25 protein-coding genes and 1 pseudogene are annotated in these 25820 nt (G+C 39.2%); 11 read left to right on the forward strand and 15 right to left on the reverse strand.

What is annotated here, in order from left to right; translation table 11 throughout:
- The first annotated feature begins 58 nt into the window (after nucleotides 1–58).
- From ACZ1G6_RS14265 to ACZ1G6_RS14280, 4 genes are all read left to right on the forward strand, one after another.
- Nucleotides 59–1525 carry a protein adenylyltransferase SelO gene (locus ACZ1G6_RS14265; protein ID WP_472616890.1) on the forward strand — a complete coding sequence of 489 codons (1467 nt, stop codon included), beginning with the start codon at nucleotides 59–61 and terminating at the stop codon, nucleotides 1523–1525.
- Nucleotides 1526–1665: 140 nt separating this feature from the next.
- The gene (locus tag ACZ1G6_RS14270; protein WP_472616891.1) at nucleotides 1666–4536 is read left to right on the forward strand and encodes an EAL domain-containing protein; all 2871 of its coding nucleotides are present in this window, start codon (nucleotides 1666–1668) and stop codon (nucleotides 4534–4536) included.
- A 101-nt stretch (nucleotides 4537–4637) separates the two neighbouring features.
- A complete protein-coding gene (ribA, locus tag ACZ1G6_RS14275) occupies nucleotides 4638–5264 on the forward strand; it encodes a GTP cyclohydrolase II (RefSeq protein WP_472616892.1) in 627 nt (208 codons plus the stop codon).
- A 13-nt stretch (nucleotides 5265–5277) separates the two neighbouring features.
- The gene (locus ACZ1G6_RS14280; RefSeq protein WP_472616893.1) at nucleotides 5278–6330 is read left to right on the forward strand and encodes an aldo/keto reductase; all 1053 of its coding nucleotides are present in this window, start codon (nucleotides 5278–5280) and stop codon (nucleotides 6328–6330) included.
- A 53-nt stretch (nucleotides 6331–6383) separates the two neighbouring features.
- Here the strand turns inward: ACZ1G6_RS14280 and ACZ1G6_RS14285 are convergent, their stop codons facing one another.
- The 6 genes from ACZ1G6_RS14285 to ACZ1G6_RS14310 form a co-directional block, all read right to left on the reverse strand.
- Entirely contained in the window at nucleotides 6384–7568 is a 1185-nt protein-coding gene (locus tag ACZ1G6_RS14285; protein WP_472616894.1) for an alanine racemase, read from the reverse strand.
- Between the two features lie 12 nt (nucleotides 7569–7580).
- Nucleotides 7581–8351: a hypothetical protein gene (locus ACZ1G6_RS14290; RefSeq protein ID WP_472616895.1), complete on the reverse strand. Its 771-nt coding sequence runs from the start codon at nucleotides 8349–8351 to the stop codon at nucleotides 7581–7583.
- A gap of 104 nt (nucleotides 8352–8455) precedes the next feature.
- Nucleotides 8456–9346 carry a hypothetical protein gene (locus ACZ1G6_RS14295; RefSeq protein ID WP_472616896.1) on the reverse strand — a complete coding sequence of 297 codons (891 nt, stop codon included), beginning with the start codon at nucleotides 9344–9346 and terminating at the stop codon, nucleotides 8456–8458.
- Nucleotides 9343–9567, reverse strand: coding sequence for a hypothetical protein (locus ACZ1G6_RS14300; protein ID WP_472616897.1), 225 nt, complete (start codon nucleotides 9565–9567; stop codon nucleotides 9343–9345). Before ACZ1G6_RS14300 ends, ACZ1G6_RS14295 begins: the two co-directional genes overlap by 4 nt.
- Before the next feature lie 8 nt (nucleotides 9568–9575).
- Nucleotides 9576–10205, reverse strand: coding sequence for an ABC transporter ATP-binding protein (locus ACZ1G6_RS14305; RefSeq protein WP_472616898.1), 630 nt, complete (start codon nucleotides 10203–10205; stop codon nucleotides 9576–9578).
- Nucleotides 10205–10564, reverse strand: coding sequence for a GntR family transcriptional regulator (locus ACZ1G6_RS14310; RefSeq protein WP_472616899.1), 360 nt, complete (start codon nucleotides 10562–10564; stop codon nucleotides 10205–10207). The genes ACZ1G6_RS14305 and ACZ1G6_RS14310 overlap by 1 nt, the downstream gene beginning before the upstream one ends.
- 156 nt (nucleotides 10565–10720) lie before the next feature.
- On the opposite strand from ACZ1G6_RS14310, the gene ACZ1G6_RS14315 reads away from it, so the two are divergent.
- Nucleotides 10721–11668, forward strand: coding sequence for a phospholipase A (locus tag ACZ1G6_RS14315; protein ID WP_472616900.1), 948 nt, complete (start codon nucleotides 10721–10723; stop codon nucleotides 11666–11668).
- Nucleotides 11669–11727: 59 nt separating this feature from the next.
- Here the strand turns inward: ACZ1G6_RS14315 and ACZ1G6_RS14320 are convergent, their stop codons facing one another.
- Nucleotides 11728–12093: a DUF3192 domain-containing protein gene (locus ACZ1G6_RS14320; RefSeq protein ID WP_472616901.1), complete on the reverse strand. Its 366-nt coding sequence runs from the start codon at nucleotides 12091–12093 to the stop codon at nucleotides 11728–11730.
- A gap of 172 nt (nucleotides 12094–12265) precedes the next feature.
- Nucleotides 12266–12866: pseudogene (locus ACZ1G6_RS14325) on the reverse strand (YhgN family NAAT transporter).
- Between the two features lie 159 nt (nucleotides 12867–13025).
- Between ACZ1G6_RS14325 and ACZ1G6_RS14330 the strand changes: the two are divergent.
- On the forward strand, nucleotides 13026–13490 hold the full coding sequence (locus tag ACZ1G6_RS14330) for a CreA family protein (RefSeq protein ID WP_472616902.1): 465 nt from the start codon (nucleotides 13026–13028) through the stop codon (nucleotides 13488–13490).
- Nucleotides 13491–13526: 36 nt separating this feature from the next.
- Here ACZ1G6_RS14330 and ACZ1G6_RS14335 read toward each other — a convergent pair whose 3' ends face one another.
- Nucleotides 13527–15641, reverse strand: a complete 2115-nt coding sequence (locus tag ACZ1G6_RS14335) for a TonB-dependent receptor (protein ID WP_472616903.1) — start codon at nucleotides 15639–15641, stop codon at nucleotides 13527–13529.
- A 178-nt stretch (nucleotides 15642–15819) separates the two neighbouring features.
- Between ACZ1G6_RS14335 and ACZ1G6_RS14340 the strand changes: the two genes are divergently transcribed.
- The 4 genes from ACZ1G6_RS14340 to ACZ1G6_RS14355 all read left to right on the forward strand — a co-directional run bounded on the left by ACZ1G6_RS14340 (nucleotide 15820) and on the right by ACZ1G6_RS14355 (nucleotide 18080).
- A complete protein-coding gene (locus ACZ1G6_RS14340; protein ID WP_472616904.1) occupies nucleotides 15820–16392 on the forward strand; it encodes a GbsR/MarR family transcriptional regulator in 573 nt (190 codons plus the stop codon).
- A 22-nt stretch (nucleotides 16393–16414) separates the two neighbouring features.
- Nucleotides 16415–17008, forward strand: a complete 594-nt coding sequence (locus ACZ1G6_RS14345; RefSeq protein ID WP_472616905.1) for an SAM-dependent methyltransferase — start codon at nucleotides 16415–16417, stop codon at nucleotides 17006–17008.
- A gap of 92 nt (nucleotides 17009–17100) precedes the next feature.
- A complete protein-coding gene (locus ACZ1G6_RS14350) occupies nucleotides 17101–17349 on the forward strand; it encodes a hypothetical protein (protein ID WP_472616906.1) in 249 nt (82 codons plus the stop codon).
- Between the two features lie 2 nt (nucleotides 17350–17351).
- Nucleotides 17352–18080: a hypothetical protein gene (locus tag ACZ1G6_RS14355; protein ID WP_472616907.1), complete on the forward strand. Its 729-nt coding sequence runs from the start codon at nucleotides 17352–17354 to the stop codon at nucleotides 18078–18080.
- A gap of 18 nt (nucleotides 18081–18098) precedes the next feature.
- Here ACZ1G6_RS14355 and ACZ1G6_RS14360 read toward each other — a convergent pair whose 3' ends face one another.
- The gene (locus ACZ1G6_RS14360) at nucleotides 18099–18947 is read right to left on the reverse strand and encodes a hypothetical protein (RefSeq protein ID WP_472616908.1); all 849 of its coding nucleotides are present in this window, start codon (nucleotides 18945–18947) and stop codon (nucleotides 18099–18101) included.
- A 90-nt stretch (nucleotides 18948–19037) separates the two neighbouring features.
- Here ACZ1G6_RS14360 and ACZ1G6_RS14365 point away from each other — a divergent pair, with 90 nt between their 5' ends.
- On the forward strand, nucleotides 19038–19928 hold the full coding sequence (locus ACZ1G6_RS14365; RefSeq protein ID WP_472616909.1) for a hypothetical protein: 891 nt from the start codon (nucleotides 19038–19040) through the stop codon (nucleotides 19926–19928).
- A gap of 2 nt (nucleotides 19929–19930) precedes the next feature.
- Here the strand turns inward: ACZ1G6_RS14365 and ACZ1G6_RS14370 are convergent, their stop codons facing one another.
- From ACZ1G6_RS14370 to ACZ1G6_RS14390, 5 genes are all read right to left on the reverse strand, one after another.
- Complete coding sequence (locus ACZ1G6_RS14370; RefSeq protein WP_472616910.1) at nucleotides 19931–21799, reverse strand: diguanylate cyclase; 1869 nt, start codon at nucleotides 21797–21799, stop codon at nucleotides 19931–19933.
- An 89-nt stretch (nucleotides 21800–21888) separates the two neighbouring features.
- Complete coding sequence (locus ACZ1G6_RS14375; protein ID WP_472616911.1) at nucleotides 21889–23628, reverse strand: flotillin family protein; 1740 nt, start codon at nucleotides 23626–23628, stop codon at nucleotides 21889–21891.
- A gap of 24 nt (nucleotides 23629–23652) precedes the next feature.
- Nucleotides 23653–24294, reverse strand: coding sequence for a YqiJ family protein (locus ACZ1G6_RS14380; RefSeq protein WP_472616912.1), 642 nt, complete (start codon nucleotides 24292–24294; stop codon nucleotides 23653–23655).
- A 108-nt stretch (nucleotides 24295–24402) separates the two neighbouring features.
- Nucleotides 24403–24876, reverse strand: coding sequence for a hypothetical protein (locus tag ACZ1G6_RS14385; protein WP_472616913.1), 474 nt, complete (start codon nucleotides 24874–24876; stop codon nucleotides 24403–24405).
- A 43-nt stretch (nucleotides 24877–24919) separates the two neighbouring features.
- Nucleotides 24920–25807 carry a DUF4434 domain-containing protein gene (locus ACZ1G6_RS14390; RefSeq protein ID WP_472616914.1) on the reverse strand — a complete coding sequence of 296 codons (888 nt, stop codon included), beginning with the start codon at nucleotides 25805–25807 and terminating at the stop codon, nucleotides 24920–24922.
- Nucleotides 25808–25820: the final 13 nt, after the last annotated feature.

Below are 25820 nucleotides of genomic sequence, written 5' to 3' on the forward strand. Positions count from 1 at the left end.
ATTAGCTATCTACGTATACGTTACGGTAATTTAATCATCAATACTAGTGACTATTTTTATGCCAATTAGCCATCATTATGCGCACGAGTTGTCGGCGCTTAGTTCCCCTGTTAAGCCTTTTCCTGTCACGCAAGCAAAGCTTGTAATGACAAATGCAAAATTGGCACAAGCGTTAAATGTTAGCGAGTATTTTAGTGACGACACTGCACTATTAAAAAGCCTCTTTATGGATGATGGTGAATTGCAAGCAAATTCAGTTGCACAAAAATATGGAGGCCACCAATTTGGCCAGTGGAATCCCCATTTAGGTGACGGGCGTGGCTTGTTGCTTGGTGAAACTAGGGACTCACAAGGCAAATTATATGACTTGCATCTGAAGGGTGCCGGCCCAACTCCGTATTCAAGACATGCCGATGGTAGAGCGGTATTGCGCTCCACTATACGAGAATATTTAGGCGGTGAAGCACTTTATCATTTGGGAATCCCCAGCTCTCGCTCACTAGCATTGATTAGCTCAAAAGAACCTGTGATGCGAGAGCAAATGGAACTAGGCGCGATGATGATTAGAACCTGCCCTAGCCATATTCGTTTTGGTCATTTTGAATATTTTTTTCACGCCCAACAGTACGACAAGCTCGATGCTTTATTTGAGTTTTGTTTTTCACATCATTTTACGAAAGCCGCTAGCAGCCAAAACCCTTATTTAAGTATGTTTATTGAAGTGACTAAGAAAACCGCCACAATGGTTGCGTTATGGCAAGCATATGGTTTCAACCATGGGGTTATGAATACCGATAATATGTCCATTCATGGCATTACCTTTGATTATGGGCCCTATGCTTTTTTAGATGATTTCATTCCCCAATACATTTGCAATAAATCCGACCATCAAGGTCGTTATGCCTTTAATCAGCAACCTAGTATCGCGTTATGGAATCTTAATGCGCTTGCCCAAGCTTTCACTCACAAACTGTCTATTGCACAACTTAAACAGGGATTGGCTCATTTTGAACCAATGTTCTTAAAAACTTACTCACAAGCCATTAATGCTAGGCTTGGAATAGATCCACCTAAAGCTTCACCTTTAGTGGAACCCAATAAACAAAAAGGCTTAGCAAGTGAGTTGTTGTCAATCATGGCGGATGAATTTGCCGATTTTCATATAAATTTACGGCGTATTAGCGAGGCAATACCCGATATTGCTAATGGTAAGTTTACAGACATTCGTTCTATGTTTAGGCAGCAAGATAAAATTGAACATTGGTTAAAGCAATATCAAACGGCCTTAATGTCCATTGACGTCCAACGTGCACAAGCTAATGCCCTATTACTCAATCCTAAATTCGTTTTGCGTAATCATCATATGCAAAATGCCATCGCGCTTGCCAATGATGGAAATTTTACGGGAGTTGAAGATTTATTACGCGTCATCAACCGTCCTTTTGATGAACATGAGGACTTAGCGCATTTAGCATTGCCGCCATCACAGGCAGAAAAAGGGATTGCGCTGTCGTGCAGTAGCTAAAGTATTATTGGCACTTATGGTAAATATTGGTTTTCCATTGATATTTATTTTAGCTAAGCAATGACAAATGAGGTCCTGTTAGCTAATCTATAGATACTCTCAACATTAAAGTAACTAGCTTACTTTGCAAAGATAAGTGAATGACAATACAACGATTTTTCATTTTTTTGTTATTTAGTTTGGTTTTATTGTGTTCACTAAGCATCAAAGCACAAACAGACGAAATTAAAGCACAAGTAGACACTCAATTTGATGATGTGGTGAACTTGCAAGCTTATAGTGAATTTCACCTTACCAGTGAGGGACTATTGCTGTCAGATGTGCAACAACTGACACAATGGCAAGACTATCAGGACTATACGTACATTCCAAAGGGCCAAGTATTATGGGCTCGGTTCTCCATCAAAAACGACTCATCAGCAAATAAACTCTTAACCCTAATTGCTGGAAGTGTTTTTGTAGATCAAGTCGACACATTTTTACTAGACGAACAAGGGCGAATCGTACAAAGTGGTCGCTCGCAAGTCGCATCCTCTGATTCATTGGATATTAGTCATAAGGGTTTTAAGTTAGATGTCCTTTCGCGCAGTGAATCGACTTACACGGTATATATAAGAATACAAGACGATGGCTACACGATTGTGCCAATCGAAATATGGCAAGCCGATGCATTATCGCAAGCTATTTCAATTCGGCTAATACTATTAGGCGCAATGAGTGGCGGTCTCGCATTGCTAGCGACCTATTTTTTGTTTACGTATATCTTACGAAATGCGCCCGCAAGATTCTGGTTTTGTGTATTGGCAACCGGCGCAATGACTACAATGTTAAGTGCCGAGGGTATATTATCGACAATCATGCGATTGCCTTCATTAAGCGCAGAATTAGCCGCCATCAGTTTGACAATTACACTATTTGCTGCGGTAAAAATCACTCGAAATATTTTTGAACCTATCCCCAAGCTTTGGCTGGGCACTCACTATGTATGTTTATTGCTTCCAATCGCTGGTGTTTTTATTCTTCAAGACTTTTATCAATTGATACTGTTAATAACTCTTTCGTTTGTCTTTTTTGGCAGTAATATCATTGCTACTTTGCTATACAGGCGTGGTATGGATATGCGAAGTGTCAGTATATATCTTTGTGGTTGGGTAATACTCGGCGGTGTGGTTTCCTTAGAAATCATTAATTTCTTTAGTAGCACCGGTCACTTGCATGTTACTGCACCTCTTCCTTTTGCACTAACGTGTATTGGCGTAATGGTCATTGGCGTTGCGATTATCAGCCGAGAACAGTCCGTACAAAGTGCACAACTTCAAGATAAACTAATCCAAGTCAAAGACTTACAAAAATTTGATGATTTATTTGAGCATTCAGCAGAAGGCTTGTTTATTGCTAAACCCAATGGCGACCTGCTGAATGTAAATCCGGCTATTATCGAATTATTTGCTTATCACTCACAAGACGCCTTTTTGAGTGATAACCCTAATATATCTCGTCTTTTTGCAAGAGCTCGAGATGCCGAAATTTTATTAGGTGAATTGAGTATTCAAAAAACGGTGTTAGGAAAAGAGCTCAAGGGTAAGAAACACGATGGTAGTGAATTCTGGTTCTCAATTTCAAGTCAAATGAAACAGATTGGACAAGACACTTTTCAATATGGGTCTTTATTTGATGTTACCCAGCGACGCTTGCAGCAAACCAACCTTCAGTATCTAAACACGCATGATGCACTCACGGGTTTATATAACCGAAGGCATTTTCTTCAAGAAAGTAATAAACGCATTAAACAGCATGGTGAGCATGCCGATAATCAAGATACTTTTGCTTTGATGTTTTTAGATATTGATCAGTTTAAAATAATCAATGACACATGCGGGCATCATGCAGGTGACATGTTTATCAAAGATGTCTCCCTCGCCCTATTTGATGTCATTAAAGAGCAATATGCGTTTGCAAGGCTTAGTGCCGATCAATTTGGTTTGGTAATCAACTTCGAACGGCAAGAGGACCTAAATACACTAGCAAAGGATATTTTAGAAAAAGTACGAGAGTTTACGTTTAAATGGGATCGGCATATATTTTCACAAAGCGTCAGTATTGGTATTGCTGTTTATGAGCATGCAATGGGTGATGCTGAAGAGTTATTAAGCGCCGCCAATACCGCCTGCCAAATTGCCAAAAATAGCGGTCGGGACCAAATCTATTACTTTGAAGACAAAGAAGGTAAACACCTTGAATATAAACACGAACTCTATTGGGTAAATGAAGTTAAAACCGCTATTAAAAATCGTTCTTTTGAGCTTTTTTATCAGCATTACAGACCGCTTAACTCGGTTGATGATGACGACTATTTTGAAATCCTAGTCAGACTTAGAACACCAGATAATGATTTAATTGCGCCAGATTTCTTTATGCCAAGCGCAGATAAAGCCAACATTAGTCACAAAATAGACAAAAACGTCGTTGAACTCGCTTTTTCTTGGTTGCAAGCAAACAAAGAAAAGTTAGCGCACATCGCATTAATCAATATCAATTTATCGGGGCCTTCTTTATCTGATAGCGAGTTTAAGTATTTTCTACTCAATGCCTTCACTAAGTATGACGTGCCTTATGAAAAAATCTGCTTTGAGATCACCGAAACAATGGCCATTATCAGAATGAAAGACGCCGTAGATTTTATTGGCGAATTTAAAAAGCTAGGCTGTAACTTTGCCTTAGATGACTTTGGTAGTGGATTTTCAAGCTATAGTTACTTAAAACACTTACCCGTCGACTTTGTCAAAATTGATGGCAATTTTATTCGCGATATCTTGCACGATACCATTGATTTGGCCATGGTCACTTCAATAAAAGATGTTGCAGAAGCAATGCAGATCAAAACAGTTGCAGAATTCGTAGAAACACAAGAAATAATGGTACAAGTAGGTAAATTAGGCGTAGACTTTGCTCAAGGGTTTTGTATTGCCAAACCCGAGCCTTTACATAGCTATGAGCGATATTCAAAATAAAGATGCATACACATGCCGTTTATCGTAGTCATAAACATTGAATTTTTCCAAAAAGGCCCAACCTTTGCATCAGCAATGCGAAGTTAATAAAGCAGACATGAATGAATATAAAGAGCATTAAGCCACAACGTTATGAATTTATCAGTAAAGCAAAATTACCGACTCGTTTTGGTGATTTTGTTATACATGGCTTCTTAGATTCCGAAACAAACCAAGAACATATTGCTTTGTCGTATGGGACATGGGAAGAAGATGAAACTATTACCATCCGAATTCATTCTGAATGCTTAACGGGTGATGCCTTATTTAGCACTCGTTGCGACTGTGGATTTCAGCTTGAGCGTGCCCTTGAAAATATAATCAACGATGGCAAAGGCGTTTTATTGTATTTGCGCCAAGAAGGCAGAGGTATTGGCTTATTAAATAAAATCCGCGCCTACAACTTACAAGACCAAGGCATGGATACGGTTGAAGCAAACGAGCACCTTGGGTTTGACGCTGACCTGCGCGATTACTCAATATGCCAATTAATGCTTGAGCAACTTGGGGTAAATCACGTTGAGTTAATGACAAATAACCCAAAAAAACTCAAAGCGCTTAAAGACATGGGTGTTGATGTAAAATCACGTAAAGCTATTGATCATGGCGTAACAGACGAAAATAAACACTACTTACGCACCAAAAAGAATAAACTTGGCCACCAATTTAAGGCTGATGACTTAGACTAAAAAAAGGATATCTATGCGCTACTCACCATTGGGTTCATCTAATTTGTCTGTATCACGTGTTTGCCTTGGCAGCATGACTTGGGGTTTGCAAAATACGCAAGCAGAAGCGAATGAGCAAATCGATTATGCAATTGGCCAAGGGGTTAACTTTATTGATACCGCAGAAATGTATCCGGTGCCTCCTAGTGGCGATAAATACGGTGATACTGAGCGTTTCATTGGTAACTATTTAGGTCAAAACCAAGAGAAACGCAAAGATATTATATTGGCTACCAAGATTGCGGGCCATGGCTTTCCTTATGTAAGAAACAATGCCCCTATTACAGGCAAAAACGTATCACTGGCGTTAACCGACTCTTTAGAGCGTCTGCAAACTGACTATATTGACGTGTATCAGTTACATTGGCCAAATCGTGTAACAGCACATTTTAACAAACATTGGCCCAATCAAACAAAACCCAGCTCACTTAATGTTGAACAAGAAAAAGCCAATATGCGTGATATTCTATCTGGTATCAAAAAAGCGCTCGATGAAGGTAAAATAAGGCACTGGGGCTTATCAGATGATACTACTTGGGGTATTCATACTTATCTTAACCTTGCAAATGAGCTTGGTATGCCTGCACCAGTGTCGATCCAAAATGAATTTAGCTTGTTGCATATCAAAGATTGGCCCTTTTTGATTGAGTCTTGTGTGTGGGAAGATATTGCTTACCTTCCTTGGTCACCACTTGCTGGTGGTGTGCTGTCAGGAAAGTACTTAAATGGCCAATTGCCCAAAGGGAGTCGCTGGACCTTTGAACAGCGAAACGGTATTTTCAGAGACCAACCGAGGGTTCATGAAGCGACGCAAGCTTATGTTGATATCGCCAAGAAATATAATGTTACACCATCTCAACTAGCGTTAATTTGGTGCGATCAAGTCGACGGCGTTACATCATCAATTATTGGCGCAACATCAATGCCTCAACTTAAAGAGAATATTGATGCATTTGATATGAGCTTACCAGACGAAGCTCTTGATGAGATAGATAGTGTTCTGCGCGCATACCCTGCGCCTTTTTAGGCGCTATTTGACCAACCTACATGCAAACAAGACTGCAAAGCAAGCAAAAAATACTACCAACCACTGACGGGCGTAATAACGGTTACTACCTTATCATCGTCGAGTAAAAAGTACTCATCAAATTGAGCAGCGGTAGAACAGGCATGATTAGGTAAAATACGAACAAGCTGACCAAGATGGAAGCACTGACGAATAACATCATGATCAATATCGTTTGTGTTATTTGTAGTAGTGTTTGAAGGTCTAAACGCAATAATCCCATGCTCTTGATTTGCTGACTCGATAATAGCTTCATTTGTATTTGTTGGGTCGGTGATTGGCACTGATTGTACGTCACACACGATACCGTAGCCTTGGTCAACATGATGAGAGGCAGTGCCTCTATCGCGAGACATTGCCATCCAACCAGCATCACTTAATACTTTGTTGTCATTGTTCTTATAACCAATAATAGAGCCTAATACACTCACTGCAATATCCTGTTTATTGCACACACCTAAGCCGGCCATCACTAAATCAAACAGCACATATACCCCAGCTCGTACTTCAGTGATACCGCTGAGTTCTTCGTATGCAAATAAAGCTGGAGTTGAACCAATGGAAACCGTGTGACAATCAATATTGTGTGCTTTGAGTTGTTCTACTGCATAAAGAGTCAAACGACACTCTTGTTGTGCCAAATGCCTTTGAGAGGCTTTGTCAAAACAGTTATATGTACCACCAGAATGTGACATTAAGCCCTTAAAATTGAGTGACGTTGAGGCATCGATTTGTTTAGCTAATGAGACCACTGATTCATCTTTTGGATCTATCCCTGCGCGTTGTCTATCAATATCAAGTTCGATTAGAACATCAAACACGACTTGTGCTTGCTGTGCAAAATCTGCCAGAGCCTGGGCGATTTCCTCACTGTCTAAGATAAGCGTTAATTGGCATCCCCGACGCACTAATTGGGCAGCACGTTCAAATTTATTCGGAACTATTCCCACTGCATACAAGATATCAATATGCTTGGCTTCAAAAAATACTTCAGCCTCTTTTAGGGTTGAGACTGTGATGCCCTTAGTATGCCCTTTGTCGATAATTTGCTGGGTAATCTCAAGAGACTTGTGGGTCTTGACGTGAGGTCTTAGCAAACACCCTAGGGATGATACTCTAGTAGCCATTTTGTTGATGTTAGCTTGCATTTTACCTTGATCAATTAACAAACAAGGTGTGGTAAGGTCTTTTATTCTCATATCAATAAGCCGCTAGCCTTCGGCCGCATGACGTTTAGTTAAAATATAAAAATATAAACCATGTTTATCATTATTAGCAGAACTTGAATGAGTAGACGTGAATGTCCACCAAGGTTCCCGGGCTATATCACTCATCACTTGATGAACACTTTGCGAAGTATCTTGAAAACCTCTAATTTCACAAATGCTAGCTTTGCACAAAACCGACTGAATTCGAATTTCACTTGCGACATCATGGACGATAAAAAAATCAGCAATACGCTGCTGCATCAGTTGTGCCCAATCATAGTCTTCTTTTTCACTTTGTAGGTGTTTAAAATCTTCAACCATTGTGCCTGAGGTACTAGCAATCACACTTGCAAAAGGTTCGGGTAGAATAAGCAAAGCTTCGGCTTTAGAAATAGTCTCTTGCACTAGCCCTTGTTGTTCTAGCGTCTCTCTTGCTTGATTATACTTTGATTGCAAATCTGCATATTGCGCAGAATGAAATAGTTGTTCTGCAACCATTCGTTGTTCAAGTGCTTTGTATTGTGCTTGTAATACCTGAATATCTTTTTTAGCCTGTTGCTCAAGTAAGCTGATATCGCTAGCCACAGTTAATTCGCTTTCTGGCTCATTAACGACAATAGCAGGAACATCAGGTGTGACAGGCACAGCGGTGTAGGCGTCTTTAACTAAATCAACCGTAGATTCGTCTTGAGTGAAATAAAGAGCAGAATGCCAGCCCACATAGAAAGAGAGAATAACCGCCACGATGATTGAAATAACGACGGAATATCGCATACATAATCCCTTATATTGATAACTAAAGAAGTAAGTTATGCGATCACATTAGCAATTACAAGTACTTGCTAATGTGATTCCAATTCGTCACATTTATATTGCGCTTAATTGCCTTTTCGTTTTCGCAGATAAATCGCACCTGCCAAAAATAATACGGCCAAGGCTAGGGAGTAAACCGAGACACTGTTTAGGTACATATTTGATGTTGACTCAATAAAGTCAGCTCCACTGCCATTGAGCGTAAAATAGTCTCGCAATTGGTCAAATACATAAAATTGAGGAAGGATACCTGATGTTACCAACAGCATCTCTACCAACAATAATACCCCGATAGGAAATATCGCCGTTAAAAATGGGGCGCGCTTTGCTAATAAAGAAGCCAGCATTAGATACGCTAAAATAGGTAGCATAAATAATATACTGCTAAACACCATCCCATATAATCTTAATAATTGACTACTAAAACTGAATTGCCCCCATGCTGTTAGCATTGGTAAATCTTGCCCATTGTAAATGCTGAAACTAAATAGATAAAAAGCAATACTAAAAAGCAAATATAGTACCGTTGCAACGCCAACGAACACCATAGGAATCACTACCGTCGCGATACATATTTTATATAAAATAGTCTGCCAATCTGCGACCGGCATAGAACGCCAAAAAATAACAGATGAGTCTCTTCTTTCGTCATATAGGCACGATAGACTGTAGTGAATACTTACCAACAGACTTAGACCGATAAATGGCTGAAAGATCGATTGTAGCGCATTCATTTGCGTTGCGTTCACTAGCTGGGCGTCACCGTTTCCTATGGCGATAAAAAACTCTTTTACGCCACCAAATCGTCCAAGACTTACTTCACCGTATAAAAAGGCCAATAAAGCGATAACAAAAATGACTGTTGCAAAAATCACTGGGGTCCAGATGATGGTGCGTTTGAACTCCCAAAGCTCCTTTCTTAAATTAGCATTAACACTATTGATTAGCATATTCATACATTTCCCTCTTTTTTGCCCATCAAGCCAACAAATACATCTTCTAAGCTCGCACTTTTAGTCTTTCCTAACCCAGACAATGATTTATTTGCCGCATCGTCAAATAACATGCTCGTCATACCCATCATAGAATGACTTGAAATTGGATTTTGCTGCATCGCAGTGTCTACCTCGTCATTACTCACTACCACAAGTTGATAGTTTTGTTTAATATCTTCCACACTTGCGTCTAAGACAATTTCCCCTTTCGCAAAAACGCAACATGCGTCAGGATATTTTCTATCTCGTCAACTTGGTGTGTTGTAATTAAGATGCACTTTTCTTGCGTATAAAATTCTTCTAATAAATGCTGATAAAACTCTCTGCGAGTAAGGATATCTAGCCCTAATGTCGGTTCATCTAAAACTAATACTTTTGCATCAATAGCGAGTATCAACGCTAGATGTACTTGCGCCACCATCCCTTTTGAAAGCTCAGAGACTTTTGAGCTTAATCGGATATTGGTTTTTGCGATAAAACTCAAGGCCTTTGATTTATTAAAGTTAGGATGAACACCATCTACATATTCGATGGCTTGCTTGACCTTAAGCCATTTTGGAAGGGTTGCGACGTCAGATATATAAGCAACATCCTCTAGCATCTTTTCTCGCTTTGCACTTACACAGTGCCCAGCTACTGTTATTTCCCCAGTAAAAGACGTAAGACCTAACATTGCTTGTAAGCATGTTGATTTGCCCGCACCATTAGGACCAATTAATCCATAAATCTGTCCACTTTTTATTTCTAAGTCAATGTGCTTGGCAACGACATCTTTGCCATATGCTTTATAGAGCCCTTTGATATTAATAAGTGAGGTCATTATTCTTTCTCCTCAAGTGAAATAAGTAACTCATTTGGCTTTATATCCAAACGCTTCATTTGCTCAACAAATGCTGGCCAATGAATCTCCATAAAATGCTTTCGTTCGCGCGCTAATAATGCTGAGCGCGCACCTAATAAAACAAATAGTCCTTTACCTCTTTGTTTCTCAACAATGTTTTGGTCTTGCAACATTTGATAAGCCTTTGACACAGTAATTGGGTTAATTTGATATTGAGCTGCTACCACCCGAACAGAGGGTAAGGCTTCACCTTCTTTGATATTGAAATCCAAAATACGCTCTACAATTTGTTGGTAGAGTTGAACATATATCGGAGAATCTTGGTCCCAGTCTTTCATCATGATCTTATAAGTAATGACAATTGTTAATTAGTGTTATACATCACCAGCACACCATAACGCAAGTGTTTTTTTACTTAAGCAAATTTCTAAGTACCGATATATAATATTGAATACACTATTATCGCTGTTTGACTGTAAACAAAGGAATCTGATTTGAAACCTCGCTCATTAACTGTATTAAGCTTATTACTACTGACCTTGTCTAGCTTTAGTTGGGCTCAAAGTGAACAAGAAAGTGTTATTGAGCAGCTTGAAGAGGCAGTTGAGGAGAACATAAATACAAACCCTGACTCTAAGTCCCTGTTAGACGACAAGGAAAAAGCAGACAGTCAAGCCAATCACAACCCATTTGCCATTACACAACATCGGTTTAACTACATTTTACCTGTCAGCTATACCACTTCACCTAATGCGATTACCGTAGAAGGTTTAAATAACGCGAATGTCGATCGCTACGAAGCGAAATTTCAAATTAGTGTACAGCTGCCATTGTATCTTCCCGATGAGAGTAACACCGGTGTGTTCTTTGGGTTTACCAGCACATCCTTTTGGCAGGTCTATAACTCCGAAGCATCAAAGCCATTTAGAGAAACAAACTACGAGCCAGAAATATTCTACCAATGGGCACCAAGGTGGGACGTATTTGGGGTCCGTTTCAATGGTGCACAAATTGGCTTTAACCATATGTCTAATGGCCAAGATCAATTTAAATCTAGAAGTTGGAATAGAATAATTGCCACTGCACTTTTTAGCAGTGAAGATGCCGCCTATTACTTAAAAACTTGGTATCGCATTCCTGAAGATAAAAAAATCGACGCCTTGGATCCAACCGGTGATGACAACCCAGATATTTTAGATTTCTACGGCAGAGTTGAGCTGGGTTTTGCCTATAAAGTAGGTAACATCGACTTATTCGCCAAAATCAGAAACAACTTATCATTTAGCGACAACAGAAGTGGAGTAGAACTTAATTTCACCTATCCTATAAATGAACGCTTCGATTATATGTTCCAATACTTTAATGGCTATGGTGATTCGCTTATCGACTACGACCGACATGTACAACGAGTTAGCTTTGGAATAATGCTCAGGTTTTTATAGAAAACGGCGCAAAATCTAAAGACATTGCGCCGTTATGGTTTAATCGAGATACATAATACTTAGATAGATTGGTAAGCGGTTTCACCCCACCCAATTAATTCATTATTTTTAAAAACCAATGGCGTGCATTCATCTTTGGTCGTGACACCATCACCGTCAGTTCGTTGTGTACGGTAAAAAAGTACAACAACTTGGTCATCACCACGCTGATACGATTCACTAAAATCGGCCGTTCCCAACTCATCCTTAATACTTTGCATCGATATCTTTGGGCTTAAATCAGCGATGAATTCTCGATTTTCTCTTTCACGCTTTTCCCAACTACTATAGCTTGAATAGTCGTCGCTATCTCCATCGATTGATATTACGCAACCGCTTAACAAAATAGGTAAAGCGACAACTGATGCTAGTAATATTTTTTTCATGATCGTTCCTTTGTATATTGGTGTTAATGATAATTAGGCTCTTGGAGCTGCTACCCAACAGTATACAAGAACAATACCAATCTATAAGCCCTTGTAATTTATAAGATTCGTAACAAAATGTGATTATGTGTCATAAAAAACATAGTTAAACTCGCTAATTATTAGTCAATAATTACATGGTAAAATGTTTAATATATTCCGACACGCCATTTAAAAACATCTGGATAGCAATCATGATTAATATCATGCCCATCAGGCGTTCAATTGCTCGCAAGCCCTTATCTTGCAACAAGCGATGGAAAAACCCCGACATCAATAAAATAAGCGCACTTAAACCCCAAGCCAGTAGTAAGGCAATGCTCCAATCAAGCATACGGTTAGGCTCTTGATTCGCCAATAAAATTAAAGCTGCCATAGTGGAAGGCCCGGCAATCATAGGCACCGCCAACGGCACGATAAGCGGCTCTTCACCTTCAGGTAAATTCATGATCCCACCTGGTTTTTGGAAAGATCATTTTGATCGCAATTAAAAATAAAATAATGCCGCCAGCAATGCTCACTGTTTCTTGTTCTACTTGTAAGAATTCTAGTAAGGCTTGACCACTAAATAAGAAAACAAACAAGATCACAAGGGCGATACAAAGCTCACGGAAAATGACGAATGTTCTTCTTTTTGGATCTAAAGATTTTAATACCGACATATAAATCGGTAAATTGCCCATAGGATCCATGATTAAAAACAGCATTGTCGCGGCTGCTAAAATATCAAACATAAGTACTCCAAACTGTATTGATGCCGACTAATACTCCGACACTTTAATTACTAAACGGCGCAAGGATAGTCCTTGTGTATGCATAGCACAAGGCATATATTAAAGTTTATGATGTGCTTATATCTTTGGCACTAACTGACGTCTATTAGGGATTTCAAAATGAAAAAATGGTTAGGATTAATCGCAATGACACTAAGCTTAATGGGCTGTGCAGATAATGAAGTGGGTGATGTATCTTTGGGGGTATTTACCACAAAAGATATTAAGCTTGATGCCTTGCAAGACCCTATAATTACCGGGATCACATGTCACATTTCAAGCATTGAAGCGAACCTAGACTTATCAGACCCTTCCGATAGTTCTATTGCGTGTAGGCAGACAGGTGAAATCACCAAACAAATGATTGAACAAATTGATAAATCAGCGTCAGGCGAGGTCGTCTTTAAAAAATCAAAAAGTATCTTTTTTAAAAACATGAAAGTACGTAGGATATTTGATGCTTCCTCGCAAACCATCATGTATGTGTCATATTCAACAAAAGAAACTACGGGAAGCTACAAACATAGTCTATCAACCGTACCCTTATGGGGAACCGATGCTTACATTGAAAGTGTTAATAAGTAAAACAGGCCCTGTTAATAAGGGCCTTAACAAACCGAATTAGAAGGAACCCACTACAGAGAACATCGCATTTATAGGCGCTGCCACTGTTGCTTGATGGGTAGAGTGAGCGTTAGGGAAATACAGCTCGTCAGTGAGGTTTTCGATATTAACCTGCAAACGTAAATCATCTGAAACATCATAAAAAGCACTCGCATCTACTCTGGTGTAACTTGGTAATTTAGCGCTATTACTGTTATTGATAAAACTCTCATCTTGATAAGTCACACCAAGACCGATACCAAATACGTCGCTTACTTGATAGGCACCCCATGCAGAAAATGTATTTTCAGGTAACTCACGAGGGGATAATCCTGTTGGTCCGTTGCGATCAACAATTTCCCCATCTAAGTGACTATAATTAAGCGATATCGACAAGTCTTCGCTAAGCTCACCTAATAGTTGTAATTCAAACCCCGATATTTGTGAATCAATCACGTCCAATGTCGAAGGATCACTGTCTGCTACTTGAGGAGAACTTTGCTCGTTTTCGAATATTGCTGCTGTGAAACTTAATGCCTCTGTAAAATCCCACTTTAAGCCAATCTCTTGGCTTGAGAATGTATTTGGGTCAAGTTGATTGTTGCTACCATTAATATTGGCGTATTGCTCCCCACTTCTTGGCAAAAACGATTCGCTATAGCTGGCGTAAATAGAAATGTTTTCTTGGGGTTTATAGATAATACCCGCGCGAGGCGACACTTCTTGATCTTTACGAGAGCGAGTTTCAAGTACAGCAGGATCAGCATTAAACACTTCAATATCAAAGCTATCAAAACGTGCACCGATCACAATATCAAGGTGCTCTGAAACTTCGATTTCATCTTGAATGAATAATGAGTAGGTGTCTAAATTGACTCGGGTATCGTCATTAAAATCTGTAAATGCAGTTGTAATTGCCTCACCAGTGGCATTAACACCACTAAATGCCCGAAAATTGAGTGGGCGTGACGCAATGAAGCTTTCACGATCATCCATGGTCGAGCTAAACACTGGGTTAAATCTGCTCTGATCAGAGCCGGTTTGAATATACTCCCCACCTACTAGTAAAGTATGACCAAAACTACCGGTTTCAAACTCGTTTACTAACGTTGCAGATAAAATTAGGCTATCACGTACGGTATAGTCGATGTAACCATCTAACTCTACTACATTGCTAGCTTGATCATAAGCAGTCGCATAAAAATTTGCATAAACCTTATCATAATCGCCGTAAAAAGCGCTAAAGTTACCTTTCATGTTATCAGAAAACTGATGGTCTATATTGGCTCTAAATACATGCGCTTCTAATTCATGATAGTTATTATCAGGGTCTGCAAACACAACATCTTCAAGCGCTTCGACGGGTCTGCCATTTGCGTCAGTAGGGATACCCCTATCGATAAAACGCTCATGATTAATATACTCGTAAGACAAATCTAGTAAGGTGTTATCACTAAGTTCAATGCGTGCTGTTGGGTTAAAGCCCAAACGCTCACCATCAAAAAAGTCACGGTGATTTTCAAGTTGCTCATACATTGCATTTATGCGAACAGCTGAGTCATCTCCAGTGGCAAAGTTTGTATCAATCTCGCCGTTGATACCTCCAAACGTATTAAATGCTGCTTTATAAGCTGAAAACTCATCGTTTAGTGTTGCTTTTTTAGAGACACGATTAATGATCCCGCCCGTTCCACCACGTCCAAATAACAAGGCATTGGGGCCACGAAGGATTTCTACTTGCTCAACATTGTATAACGCTCGGTAGTATTGCACATCGTCACGATTACCATCCATGAAAAAATCTGCTGTTGAACGAATACCTCTAAATACGACTGAGTCTCTGTGCCCTTCTCCCTGAGAAGTATTAACACCTGGCGTATAATCTATTAACTCACCAATGCTCGTCACACCACGCAAAGTAATATCCTGTGCGGTGATAATAGAAAGGCTTTGAGGTACATCGATAATAGGTGTAGGCGTTTTTATTGCATTTGACTCGCTGCTAGACAAATACTGGCCTGAAACTGTGATAACTTCGAGCTCTTCGGTACTATCTACAATTGACGTACTTGCGGCGAAAGCTAGGTTTGATGAGATAAGAGCGCAAGTAAGAACGCTAAGCTTGAGTTTCAAAAGGTGATTCTCCGATAAGTATACTTAAGTTGATTGTGTATGTTAATGATAATTATTCCTATTCACACATTATAGTAGAAAGTCACCCAATAACAATCATTAAATCGTATTAATTTGCGCTAACACGATCTATTAGCTACACTTATTTCTGTAATAACAGAAATAAGTGTAGCTAACTATGCAAATAGATAATAAAAAATCTACAAATGGCTCAAATACTGTGCCTTTAAGCCCCGTCATGGAGCAATATATCCTTCATTGGGGAGAAATGGGCACGCGCTGGGGTGTCAATCGAAGTGTTTCTCAAATTCATGCTTTGCTCTACCTTGTGCAAACTCCCTTAAATGCTGAGCAGATATCTTCCACCTTAAATATTGCACGTTCAAATACCAGCAATAGTATTAAAGAACTACTTAGTTGGAATTTAATATCGGTCAAATCTAGATTGGGCGACCGAAGCGATCACTTCATCGTAAAAGGCGACACTTGGGAAATGCTTAAAACCATTGCCCAGCAGCGCAAAAAGCGCGAAATAGACCCCATTATGGCAATGCTGCAAGACTGCGAGACCCAAATGGCAAACGACAGCATAACGCCAGATGTCACAAAACAGCAGATCATCAAAATGCGAGTGTTTTTATCTACGCTGACTAAATGGTATGAACAACTTAATAGGCTTCCCACTTCCAGTTTGCATTCAATTATTAAAATGGGCGCCAAAATAACAAAGTTTCTCCCTAATAAGCATTAATTCATTGAAGGAATGATTTGATATGAAAGATACTGTGACTCCCATTGGTCTTAGGGCAAATCGTAATAACAAGACTAGACAAACAAGTACAAATGTATCTGAAGACATTATTCAATATTACTCTGAAGTCGGCCTAGACTATGAGCCATGGAGCCCTAATTTTAATATGCATTTTGGTTACTTTCGCAAAGGAGTAAACCCATTTCAGCGCGAAGAATTATTAATTGAGATGAATAAGCAGATTCTGAACAGATTATCTATCACCCAAGATGCCGTATCACAAGTATTAGACATGGGGTGCGGAGTAGGTGCCACTGCTCGTTATTGCGCTCAATCATACCCATATAGTTATGTTACAGGCATCACGGTTGTACCATGGCAAATAGATAAGGCACAAACCTTGACGCTAGGTACTGACATCAAGCATAGGATAAGTATTAACTTAATCGACTATCGAGATACTCCTTTTTGTAACGATAGTTTTGATGCTGCTTATGCGATTGAAAGCAGTTGTTATGCAGACAATACCGACAAAGCAAGCTTTATAAATGAGGCTTTTAGAGTGTTAAAACCAGGCGCTAAATTAGTAGTTGCCGATGGTTTTAGAAAAAAGTAAAGAGCAATCCAATTTTCGAAAAAGCCTTCAAACTAGTATGTAAAGGATGGTCTGTAGATACCTTTGCCAATATAAATGATTTTGTTGGCGCAATGAAAAATGCAGGCTTTGAAAACCTTAAAGTAGAAGAAGCATCGTGGCGTGTTTTGCCCAGCGTGTTGCATGTGCCTTGGGTATCTATTAAGTATTTTGTCAGCAGTATCTTATTTAAAAAAGGTAAATTGAGTACTCAAAAACAGCATTTGATTGCGCCTTTGATGGGAATTGTTATTGGTATGCATCGTTTCGACTATGGCTACTATATAATTACGGCACAAAAGCCTAAAACAAGTAAGCGCTAAAGATGGCTATTTTTGCGCGTCATGCAGCGTACATACTATTTGTGTTGACAGCTTGTAGCATTATCGCCTGTCAACCAAATATTGATGCCAATAAAACCGTCGCTATATTACCTGATAATACTTATTTTCAGCCATGGCTTGATGCATCCGAGCAGGTCTTCATCAAACAAAACCCAAGCGCATTAGAAGAACTGGTTAGCTCTATCGAAAGCGCTTTTATTGTTGGAAATGCAAAGGTCCAGGGCAACACTTCTTCGAGTATATCTTTGATTGAAACCCTTAAGCTTGCTGAATTTAATCAATTTCATCCTGCCAAACAAGAGATTTACCTCAAGCAAATCGCGTTGTTAATGATGCACCAAATCAGCCTATCAAGTGATAATTATGTGAACGTAGAGGATAACTTTCAACTAGCGTCAATTAACAAGCCTGTAAACTCTTTAGAAGCTCTGATGAAACAGTATCCTGTGCTAAATAATGGTGAAGTAAAGGTATATTATTTCAATGTGGAACAACAGGTTTTTGCCTACAGTCGCACAATGGGAAAGCAACGCGCCTTTGTTGCTATAAATTTATCATTTGATATACACCAAATGCCCTTGCCTTTTGGCTTTATGACGTCGACCAAGGTTGAGGTGTGGGATTCCGATAGGCTACAAATAGATAGCTTTGTCACACAGCAGGCTATCATGCTGCAGGGATTTAGTATGAAAATTGTCTTTGTCGGCTAAAATTTAGCGAACAAAAGATTACTGAGTATTTACAAAGCTTGCTATACCATATTGGTTGATGGCGGCTAATGCTTTGTCAGATATTCGCTTATTATCTAATACAATAAGCTTTCTTTGATAGACACCTTGCTGCAACATTACGTCTTGGTAGTGAGTTTTAAACAAGTCATAAAAGCTACCGTTATCAAGTGTAATCTCCATCGCTGCTTTGAGGTGTTCGTAAAGCTCAGGTTTTGCTTTATTAATATAGATGAAATCCGCATTTGGATAGACAAAAACAACCTTGTCATCAACATCGATATTGTCATAGGCATAGCGCTCAAGCTCATATGCAATTTCATTAACGCTACGTGAAAAGCAATCGAATTCTTGTTCATTTAACATGGTAAACAAACGTTCATAGATTGGGCTTGTTACAACCTTAAAGCCGTTTTGTTCATATATATAACGATCTGGTAAGGCGGCTCCTAAGCCAATCGAAAAGCCTCTTTGAATAAATTGTTGAGAAGTCCGAATACCGTCAAATTTATTGTTCAATTGATTAATCAAACAAAGCCGAAAACCAAGTAAGCCTCTATCTAAAGGAACATATATCACGAAGTGTTCTGCTTCTCTTTTGCTATCAGCCCCTGCAATCACAATATCGACAGAACCTTCAGCTAATGCGATAAACGCTTGCTCTTGTTCTAGTTCATCTGAGGGAACATAGCTAATCTCACCAAAGTTTCTATCACCGGACTCAGCTAAATTTTGTAAGCTCGCTTGTAAAAATGGTTTTTCATAATTTCGCTCCCAAACCACAACTTGTGAGTCGGCAAACACCTCAAAGGCAATAACACTCAAAAGAAAGCCCAGAAAAAACTTCATTATTGCTTTTATGTCCAAAAATTATGAATACACTTTACACTATAGCCCAAAATGCCTCACAATGTCGTTATATTGAATCACTGCGTACCCGTGAAATTGAATAATTCTCTAATAAGTTATTGCAGTAAACAGATAACAAAATGCTCTCTTGTTGTAGCGTTTATTATCCCATCTGTTTTTGCATTAGAAAACACTACGAGTGTGCAAACACAAGATACACCAGTGAATAATATCGACTCTGCTACACAGGTTGCATTACTTGCAGATAATGCATTTAGGCCTTATAGCTATCTTGAAGATGGTAAACATAAAGGATTGTTAGTCGACATAGTCAAAAAAGTAGATGAACAATTACCACAGTATTCAATCAGTTTAGAGCCCATCAACTGGAACAAAGGAAAAGCACAGGTTCGCGCGGGACAGAGCATTGGTTTGCTAGGTGTCTATTTTCATGGTCATGATTGGCCTTATATGTACCCTTATTCATATCCTATCAATTATGAAACGATTGTAACCGTATGCAATGCCAATTTGGTGAAAGAACCACCCCAAGAATGGCCCAAAGACTACAGTCAATTTAAAATTGGCAATATTGCAGGTTATGATGGGTGGCTGGGCTCAAGAAAAGCCTTGCGCTCTATCAATAACCTTAGTTTTTTTGAATTTCCCAATACAAACTTAGCACTGCTTGGCGTATATAATGAAATTGTCGAATGTACACTTTTTGAAAAAGCGACTTATCAACAAACGCTGATATATTTGCGTGATAAAAAACAAATGGCTGACTTAGACAAATTGTTTATCGCCAATATTTTATCTGTAAACTCGGTGCATATTGGATATTCAGAAAATGGCATTCAAGCAGGCAAGTTTCCTTTTGCCTATGATTTTCAAAAAGCGTTTGATGTTGCTTTTTTTACACTTAACGAAAGTGGCGAGTTAGATGCTATTTTTAAAAAGTATGAAACAAATTACCAATAGCACTATATTACAAACCGGTTTCTACCTGCGCTTTTAGCTTGATATAGCTTTGCATCTGCTACTTTAAGCAATGATCGTATACTTTTGTCATCGTGAGATGAAGACCAAGCAACCCCCATAGAAAAGGTCAACTCCTCATCATGTATAATTTGAGGCTTATGCTGATTATAGCTATCACGTAGCCGCGTGAATAATACTTCGATAAACGCCTCATCTGTGTCGTGCAGCACAATAAGCCATTCCTCTCCACCAAAACGACCGTAACGATCTTGTTTTCGTAGGGTATTCTCGCAAGCTACCACAAATGATTGAAGCGTTTCGTCTCCAATATCATGGCCATATTGATCATTTATGTTTTTAAAGAAATCCAGATCTATCAAGACAAGCACTACTTTCTGTTTAATATTAGCAGCTTGTTTTAACTGAGTTTCAGCATATTGCAAAATAGCTCTTCTATTTGGTGCGCCTGTTAGCTCATCCTTTAGCGCCATCGTTTTGAATTTATTTCGCCTACCAATTTGCCAATAAAGTAAAGCCAATACGAACGCTAACAATAATGAAACAAGGACAGTCACCAATAACCAAATTTTTTGGTTTTGTTCTTGCTCATTTAGTCTTAAGGCATTGAGTTCAACTTCTTTTTGTAAAGCATCATTATTTGCCCGTTGAAGTTCGGTATCAAAAGCAACCTGATACTTCTGTAATTCCTCACGTTGCGTCTGCGCGTTATATTCTTGCTCTACACGATAAGCTTCTTCTTGCTTGTCATATGCTTCTTTGTATTGACCAGTTGCATAAGCTAATTCGGCTTCTAGCCAAAGGTAATAGGCGTCATAATTCAACAAAGAAAGCGGCGACAGAATATCCTTAATAGTCTGAAGTTTTTCCTGAGCCATCGCGAAGTCTTCTGAGCCTATGCTTGTTTCCACTATTCCAAACAACACTTCTATGGAAAACTTCACATTTCCAGAGTCTTCTACTATATCAATAATGGATGAATATAAGTCTAGTGCTTCGTCATGCCGAGACTCGGCACTGGCAATATCGGCTAATAATCTAACTGGATAAACCGAGCCTTGTTCGTCGTCTTGCTGTTTATGTATTATCAGTGCTGAATTGGCTAACTCTTTTGCTTTTTCTAATTTATTGGCCCAGAAATACTCTTGTGCCAAATTATAAGTATCAATAGCCATATCGATTTGATTATTTTTTTGTGTTGAATATTGTAAGCTTAAACTGAAATACTTAATGGCAGCTTCGTGGTCTCGCATTTGCCCATAGCTAGTCCCTAGAGCAGAATAAATGGCACTAGCATTATATTCGTCCCCTACAGACTGAAATAATTCGTAGCTTTTTGTCAACGAGTCAACCGCTGCAGTAGTTTGGCCACTATCTAATTGACTATAGCCAACGTGAACGTAAATACTTGCGAGGTCTTTGCTATTTTCCAGTCGGGCCAATCGTGCTAGGACTGCTTGTTGTCGTTCGACAATGTTTTCCGTTTTACCAAGTAAACCATCGATACTAAGCTGTAACGCCATAAATTGTGTAGTTAAGCCAAAATCGTTAACACTTTGCTCTATTGCGCTTAATTCCTTGATTAGCATTTGTCCCTGATTGGCATCTCCTAATGCCATATGTATGGTGCCTTGCCTAAGCAATGAGCGCATGTATGCCTTAAGCCAATTGCGGCTTTTGCTAATATTCGCTATTGCTTGTAACTGATTTATACGTTCTTGAGGCGAAATGCCATGATCTTCAGAAACATCCGTGATCATTTGGACGGCTTCTTGTTGCGTTTGGGGCACTGGCTCTTGCGCTTCGCTCCCAAAAGCCCACAAGATAAGTATTAGCGCAAGTAAACGTGACAAAAGAACCTCTTAGATAAGAATAAAAAGACCTATAACAAAAAGGCCGAAATAATCTCTTATTTCGGCCTCGTTGCTAGATACATTAACTATTAATGGTCTGTATCTTCATTCGTTTGTCCCTCATTTTGTTTATGGTCAAACGTTGGCGTTAATAATGGACTGTTTCCCTTAACCAAATCCTCTAATCCTCCTTTACCAGATTCAACCAATCCTAGTTCTTGTAAAAGCGCATCGACTACCGGTGCATTTGCTCTGTAGTTTAATGCTGCACCTGTTACTTGCTCTGCAATCGAACCTCCAGCGTTCGATATTGTGCTACCGTTTGCATCAGTAACACTGCCAGTACCATAGCCTTGCAGAATCTTAATACCATCAATGTTTTCTAACGGTTTGACAGCATTTTCGACCACTTGCGGTAAGATTCTTAAAATCGCGAGCGAACGTTGTAATGCAATTTGCTCGTCTTTGAGCGTATTCTCAGCTTCGTGTAATGCTTGCTTACCGGCAGCTTCAACCGATAATACTTTTTCATCGGCTTCTGCTTGCAAGATTTTCGCATCCGCGTTCGCTTTTGCTTCTGTCAAAATTGCTTGTGCGGTATTTTGTGCGGCGTCTCTTTTTGCTTCAGCTTCTACGGTAATACCGACCGCTTCTCGTTCTGCTTCTTTTTTGGCATCAATGACTTCAATTTCTTTAAGTCGGTTAGCGCTAGCGACTTGTCTAGCAGTTGTTACTGCTTCTTCTTTCTCAACTTTGGTTTTTTCCGCTTCGGCTGCTTTTGCTCTTGCAGCAGACTCTTCTTCTGATTTTACCGCAACTGCAATCTGTTTAACCTGCTCTGCCACTTCAACTTCTTGTTGTTGTCTAATACGAGCTTGTTCTAAGGCTTGGCGCTTTGCAATTTCTTGTGTCTCAATTTCTCTTGATTTCTCAATCTCGGCGGCTTCAATGGCTCGATTCTTAGCAATTTCAGCCTCCCGCTCTTCACGTTCTTTATTTTCTCTTTGCTTCGCAATTTCAGCACGTTGCTCTTGACGCTTAAACGCTAAGGTTTGTTCTTGTGTTAATCGTGCTTCTTCTTCATCACGCTTGATATCAAGTGATTGTTTCTCAGCATCTAAATTACGCTGCTCAATCTTAACGCGGTTTTCTTGTTCAATGTCATTTGTTTCTTTGCGTTTTTCTTCGATAATTTTTGCCAATCTGGCTCTACCTTCGGCATCAAACGCATTGTTTTCATTAAAAAACTCTAAATCAGTTTGGTCAAAACCCGTTAAGGATACCGATTCAAGCTCTAAGCCATTTTTCTCAAGATCATTGGCCACACTTTGCTGGACTTTTTGCACAAAATCAGCACGTTGTTCATGCATTTCTGTCATTGTCATTTCAGCAGCAACGGCGCGTAATACATCAACAAACTTAGACTCCATCAGCTTTTTGACTTCTTCAGCACGTGTAGTTCGTGTACCCAATGTTTGGGCGGCCATCGAAATACCATCAGCATTAGGGGCAACGCGCAAGTAAAAATCAGCTTTCACATCAACACGCATTCTATCTTTGGTAATCAATGCATCCTTTTGCGTCTTTTCAACTTCAATGCGCAAAGTATTCATATTTACGGGGATTGTTTCGTGCACGATTGGCAACACGATTGCGCCACCATCTTTAATGACTTTTTCGCCACCAAGTCCGGTTCTGACAAATGCAGTTTCTTTAGTTGCGCGCGTGTATAACTTTGCAAAGACTAAACCTACAACAAGAAAGCCAACAATACCTATACCAATCATCAGCAAAACGAATACGGTACTACTGCTATTTAATTGTTCCATTTTTTTATTCCTTTATTGTCTAAATTAAAAGCTGGTTGCTTGCCAGCCGTTAGGTCCTTTTTGGACGAGTACAACTTGTTGGCCTTGACCAAACTCGTGTTCAGTTTCTAATGGTTCAACCATTACATAATGTTTTTGTTTAAAATCGTCAACAAAGCTCGCTTCAGCGGGTGAGCCCACTTTTGCGGTGCCCGTTGTGATTGTCGCTATACGACCACCAAAGGTATCGCTACCAATCGCTGAGCTTTGGTCCTTTGGCATCAGTTTAGCCAGTGGAATACCAATGCGTCCCGTTAAGACTAAACCTATAAAAAATGCAGCGGGAATACTAATAATTGGGGGGATAAGCCCGCCAAATATGCTGAGTGAAATAAAATTTGCGCTAAACCCAGTAATGCAAAAACAACATAAAAAAAGCAAGATCCAAATCATTAAGGGTAAGCGATTAAGGCTCAACCAACCCAAAAATTGAGTCAATCCGCCTTCGGTTATGCCAGTGCTTACATCGACTTCATAATCAAGTTCGAAAGGTGAAATATTGTCAAATAATGCGGATATACTTAATCCTAGTAGTAATCCTAATCCCTCAAGTATGCCAACAAGTAAAACTATACCGATAGCAACTAAAAATACCGTATTTTGATCTGAGAAAAGAAACTCAAGCATACTCACTCCTTAAGGGCTTTTGATTTTCCAATACGGGTAAGTATAGAGTATTTTGAATGGCGAATAAAAGAAGTCTTTATCTGTGTATATCTTCGATAAAAACCTTTTTTAGTCTTTATTGTGATGTTTAAGGTGTAAATGCGTTTTATGTGTTAGGTCAGTTTTCTTTACCTCAGCTAACGCTTTGTTCAAAACTTCAATTTGTTGCATGAGTGAAGCAGTACTGTCTTTTATCTTTTGACGTGCGCGTTCGTATTGATCTAACTGCTGTGTCTCGGCATTTTGTTTATCGATAAGCAGATTTACTTGCTCTGCAAAATCCAAGGCCTGAGCATTTTGTTTCAAAGAATCAGCATTAATTGCTTTGCTTTTAGTTTGTTCAATATCTTGTTTAATTGCGTGTAGCAGTTGTTGCTGAATGGATATTTTAGCTACAAGTTGCGCTTCACCGGCTCTGATATCGTCTACCTGAGCATGTAAACTTAAAATTTGGTTTTCGAACTCAATAATTTCGTTCACGTTAACAGGCTCATCCATTGAAACAAACTGCCCTTTAAACCACTTAAATAGATTTTCCAGCATGACAAATAATTACCAACAGTGCATGTAGCTTGACACTATACCATCACTTATCTGCATCGTCTGTTGCAAAAGCAGTGTCCGTTAAAGCCAATGGACTATATGGCAAATAACGCGCTGAAAACACAATTTTAGGGTGACAAGTACTAGTGTCCACTACGGGCTTATATTGCATTTTTTTAGCTTTAAACGAAGTAGTAGCTGGATACGTTTCTTCAAATATTTCTTCAATCACAGAGATATCACAAGGAAGATGCCTAATAAGTTCGTTAGCAACCGTTTGTTTTAACAAGCCATTACTTCTTTGTACCCAAACCTGTACCCCTGTATCTCTTATATGAACAATATCTGTTAAGGATTGCTGTATCGTGGTATCCGCGCCTAGAAAATAGCTAATGGCTACAGGCTCACTGATTTGTGATTTAAGCGCACCAAGCACGCTCAAAATAGTCTTATCGTCGTGTTTATTATCTAGAGCATAAGAATGAGTGAGCTCTGTAGGTAAATACCATCCTAAAAAGTGATGGCTATCCACTAAAGATAAAATTTCTAGTCTAGACAATAATGTAAGATTGCGTTGTATTACTTCTGCAAAGTAGTCATGGTTGTTAATGTCTGGATTAGCCATAACATCGTAATAATCCTCAGGCAGATAAAGCCCCAACCAAAACGTCATATTCTTTGTTTTTGCGTAATTAATAATCTTAACTAAGCTTTTGTCGGGTAAATAAAGCTTTTGCTGACCAAATTGAGACCACTGAAACACTATCGAACGGTAACCATCATCATACATCTGGTCAATAAATTGATGCCACTGTTTAATTGAGATGCCATCATCACGGTTTAGGGGTTGATAGAAAATTGTATCAGCACGAGAAGAAGAATTGATAGACACCATAACAATAGTAAGAACAAAACATACAGCCTTATACACAGACGTTCGCCGT

The sequence above is a fragment of the Glaciecola sp. HA4-3 genome (genome assembly GCF_055693685.1).

Excerpts from the sequence above, each read along its gene's own strand:
- ACZ1G6_RS14265 (WP_472616890.1), top strand. The coding sequence starts at position 59 with ATGCCAATTAGCCATCATTATGCGCACGAGTTGTCGGCGCTTAGTTCC.
- ACZ1G6_RS14270 (WP_472616891.1), top strand. The coding sequence starts at position 1,666 with ATGACAATACAACGATTTTTCATTTTTTTGTTATTTAGTTTGGTTTTA.
- ribA (WP_472616892.1), top strand. The coding sequence starts at position 4,638 with ATGAATATAAAGAGCATTAAGCCACAACGTTATGAATTTATCAGTAAA.
- ACZ1G6_RS14280 (WP_472616893.1), top strand. The coding sequence starts at position 5,278 with ATGCGCTACTCACCATTGGGTTCATCTAATTTGTCTGTATCACGTGTT.
- ACZ1G6_RS14285 (WP_472616894.1), bottom strand. The coding sequence starts at position 7,568 with ATGAGAATAAAAGACCTTACCACACCTTGTTTGTTAATTGATCAAGGT.
- ACZ1G6_RS14290 (WP_472616895.1), bottom strand. The coding sequence starts at position 8,351 with ATGCGATATTCCGTCGTTATTTCAATCATCGTGGCGGTTATTCTCTCT.
- ACZ1G6_RS14295 (WP_472616896.1), bottom strand. The coding sequence starts at position 9,346 with ATGAATATGCTAATCAATAGTGTTAATGCTAATTTAAGAAAGGAGCTT.
- ACZ1G6_RS14305 (WP_472616898.1), bottom strand. The coding sequence starts at position 10,205 with ATGACCTCACTTATTAATATCAAAGGGCTCTATAAAGCATATGGCAAA.
- ACZ1G6_RS14310 (WP_472616899.1), bottom strand. The coding sequence starts at position 10,564 with ATGAAAGACTGGGACCAAGATTCTCCGATATATGTTCAACTCTACCAA.
- ACZ1G6_RS14320 (WP_472616901.1), bottom strand. The coding sequence starts at position 12,093 with ATGAAAAAAATATTACTAGCATCAGTTGTCGCTTTACCTATTTTGTTA.
- ACZ1G6_RS14330 (WP_472616902.1), top strand. The coding sequence starts at position 13,026 with ATGAAAAAATGGTTAGGATTAATCGCAATGACACTAAGCTTAATGGGC.
- ACZ1G6_RS14340 (WP_472616904.1), top strand. The coding sequence starts at position 15,820 with ATGCAAATAGATAATAAAAAATCTACAAATGGCTCAAATACTGTGCCT.
- ACZ1G6_RS14345 (WP_472616905.1), top strand. The coding sequence starts at position 16,415 with ATGAAAGATACTGTGACTCCCATTGGTCTTAGGGCAAATCGTAATAAC.
- ACZ1G6_RS14350 (WP_472616906.1), top strand. The coding sequence starts at position 17,101 with ATGAAAAATGCAGGCTTTGAAAACCTTAAAGTAGAAGAAGCATCGTGG.
- ACZ1G6_RS14355 (WP_472616907.1), top strand. The coding sequence starts at position 17,352 with ATGGCTATTTTTGCGCGTCATGCAGCGTACATACTATTTGTGTTGACA.
- ACZ1G6_RS14360 (WP_472616908.1), bottom strand. The coding sequence starts at position 18,947 with ATGAAGTTTTTTCTGGGCTTTCTTTTGAGTGTTATTGCCTTTGAGGTG.
- ACZ1G6_RS14375 (WP_472616911.1), bottom strand. The coding sequence starts at position 23,628 with ATGGAACAATTAAATAGCAGTAGTACCGTATTCGTTTTGCTGATGATT.
- ACZ1G6_RS14380 (WP_472616912.1), bottom strand. The coding sequence starts at position 24,294 with ATGCTTGAGTTTCTTTTCTCAGATCAAAATACGGTATTTTTAGTTGCT.
- ACZ1G6_RS14385 (WP_472616913.1), bottom strand. The coding sequence starts at position 24,876 with ATGCTGGAAAATCTATTTAAGTGGTTTAAAGGGCAGTTTGTTTCAATG.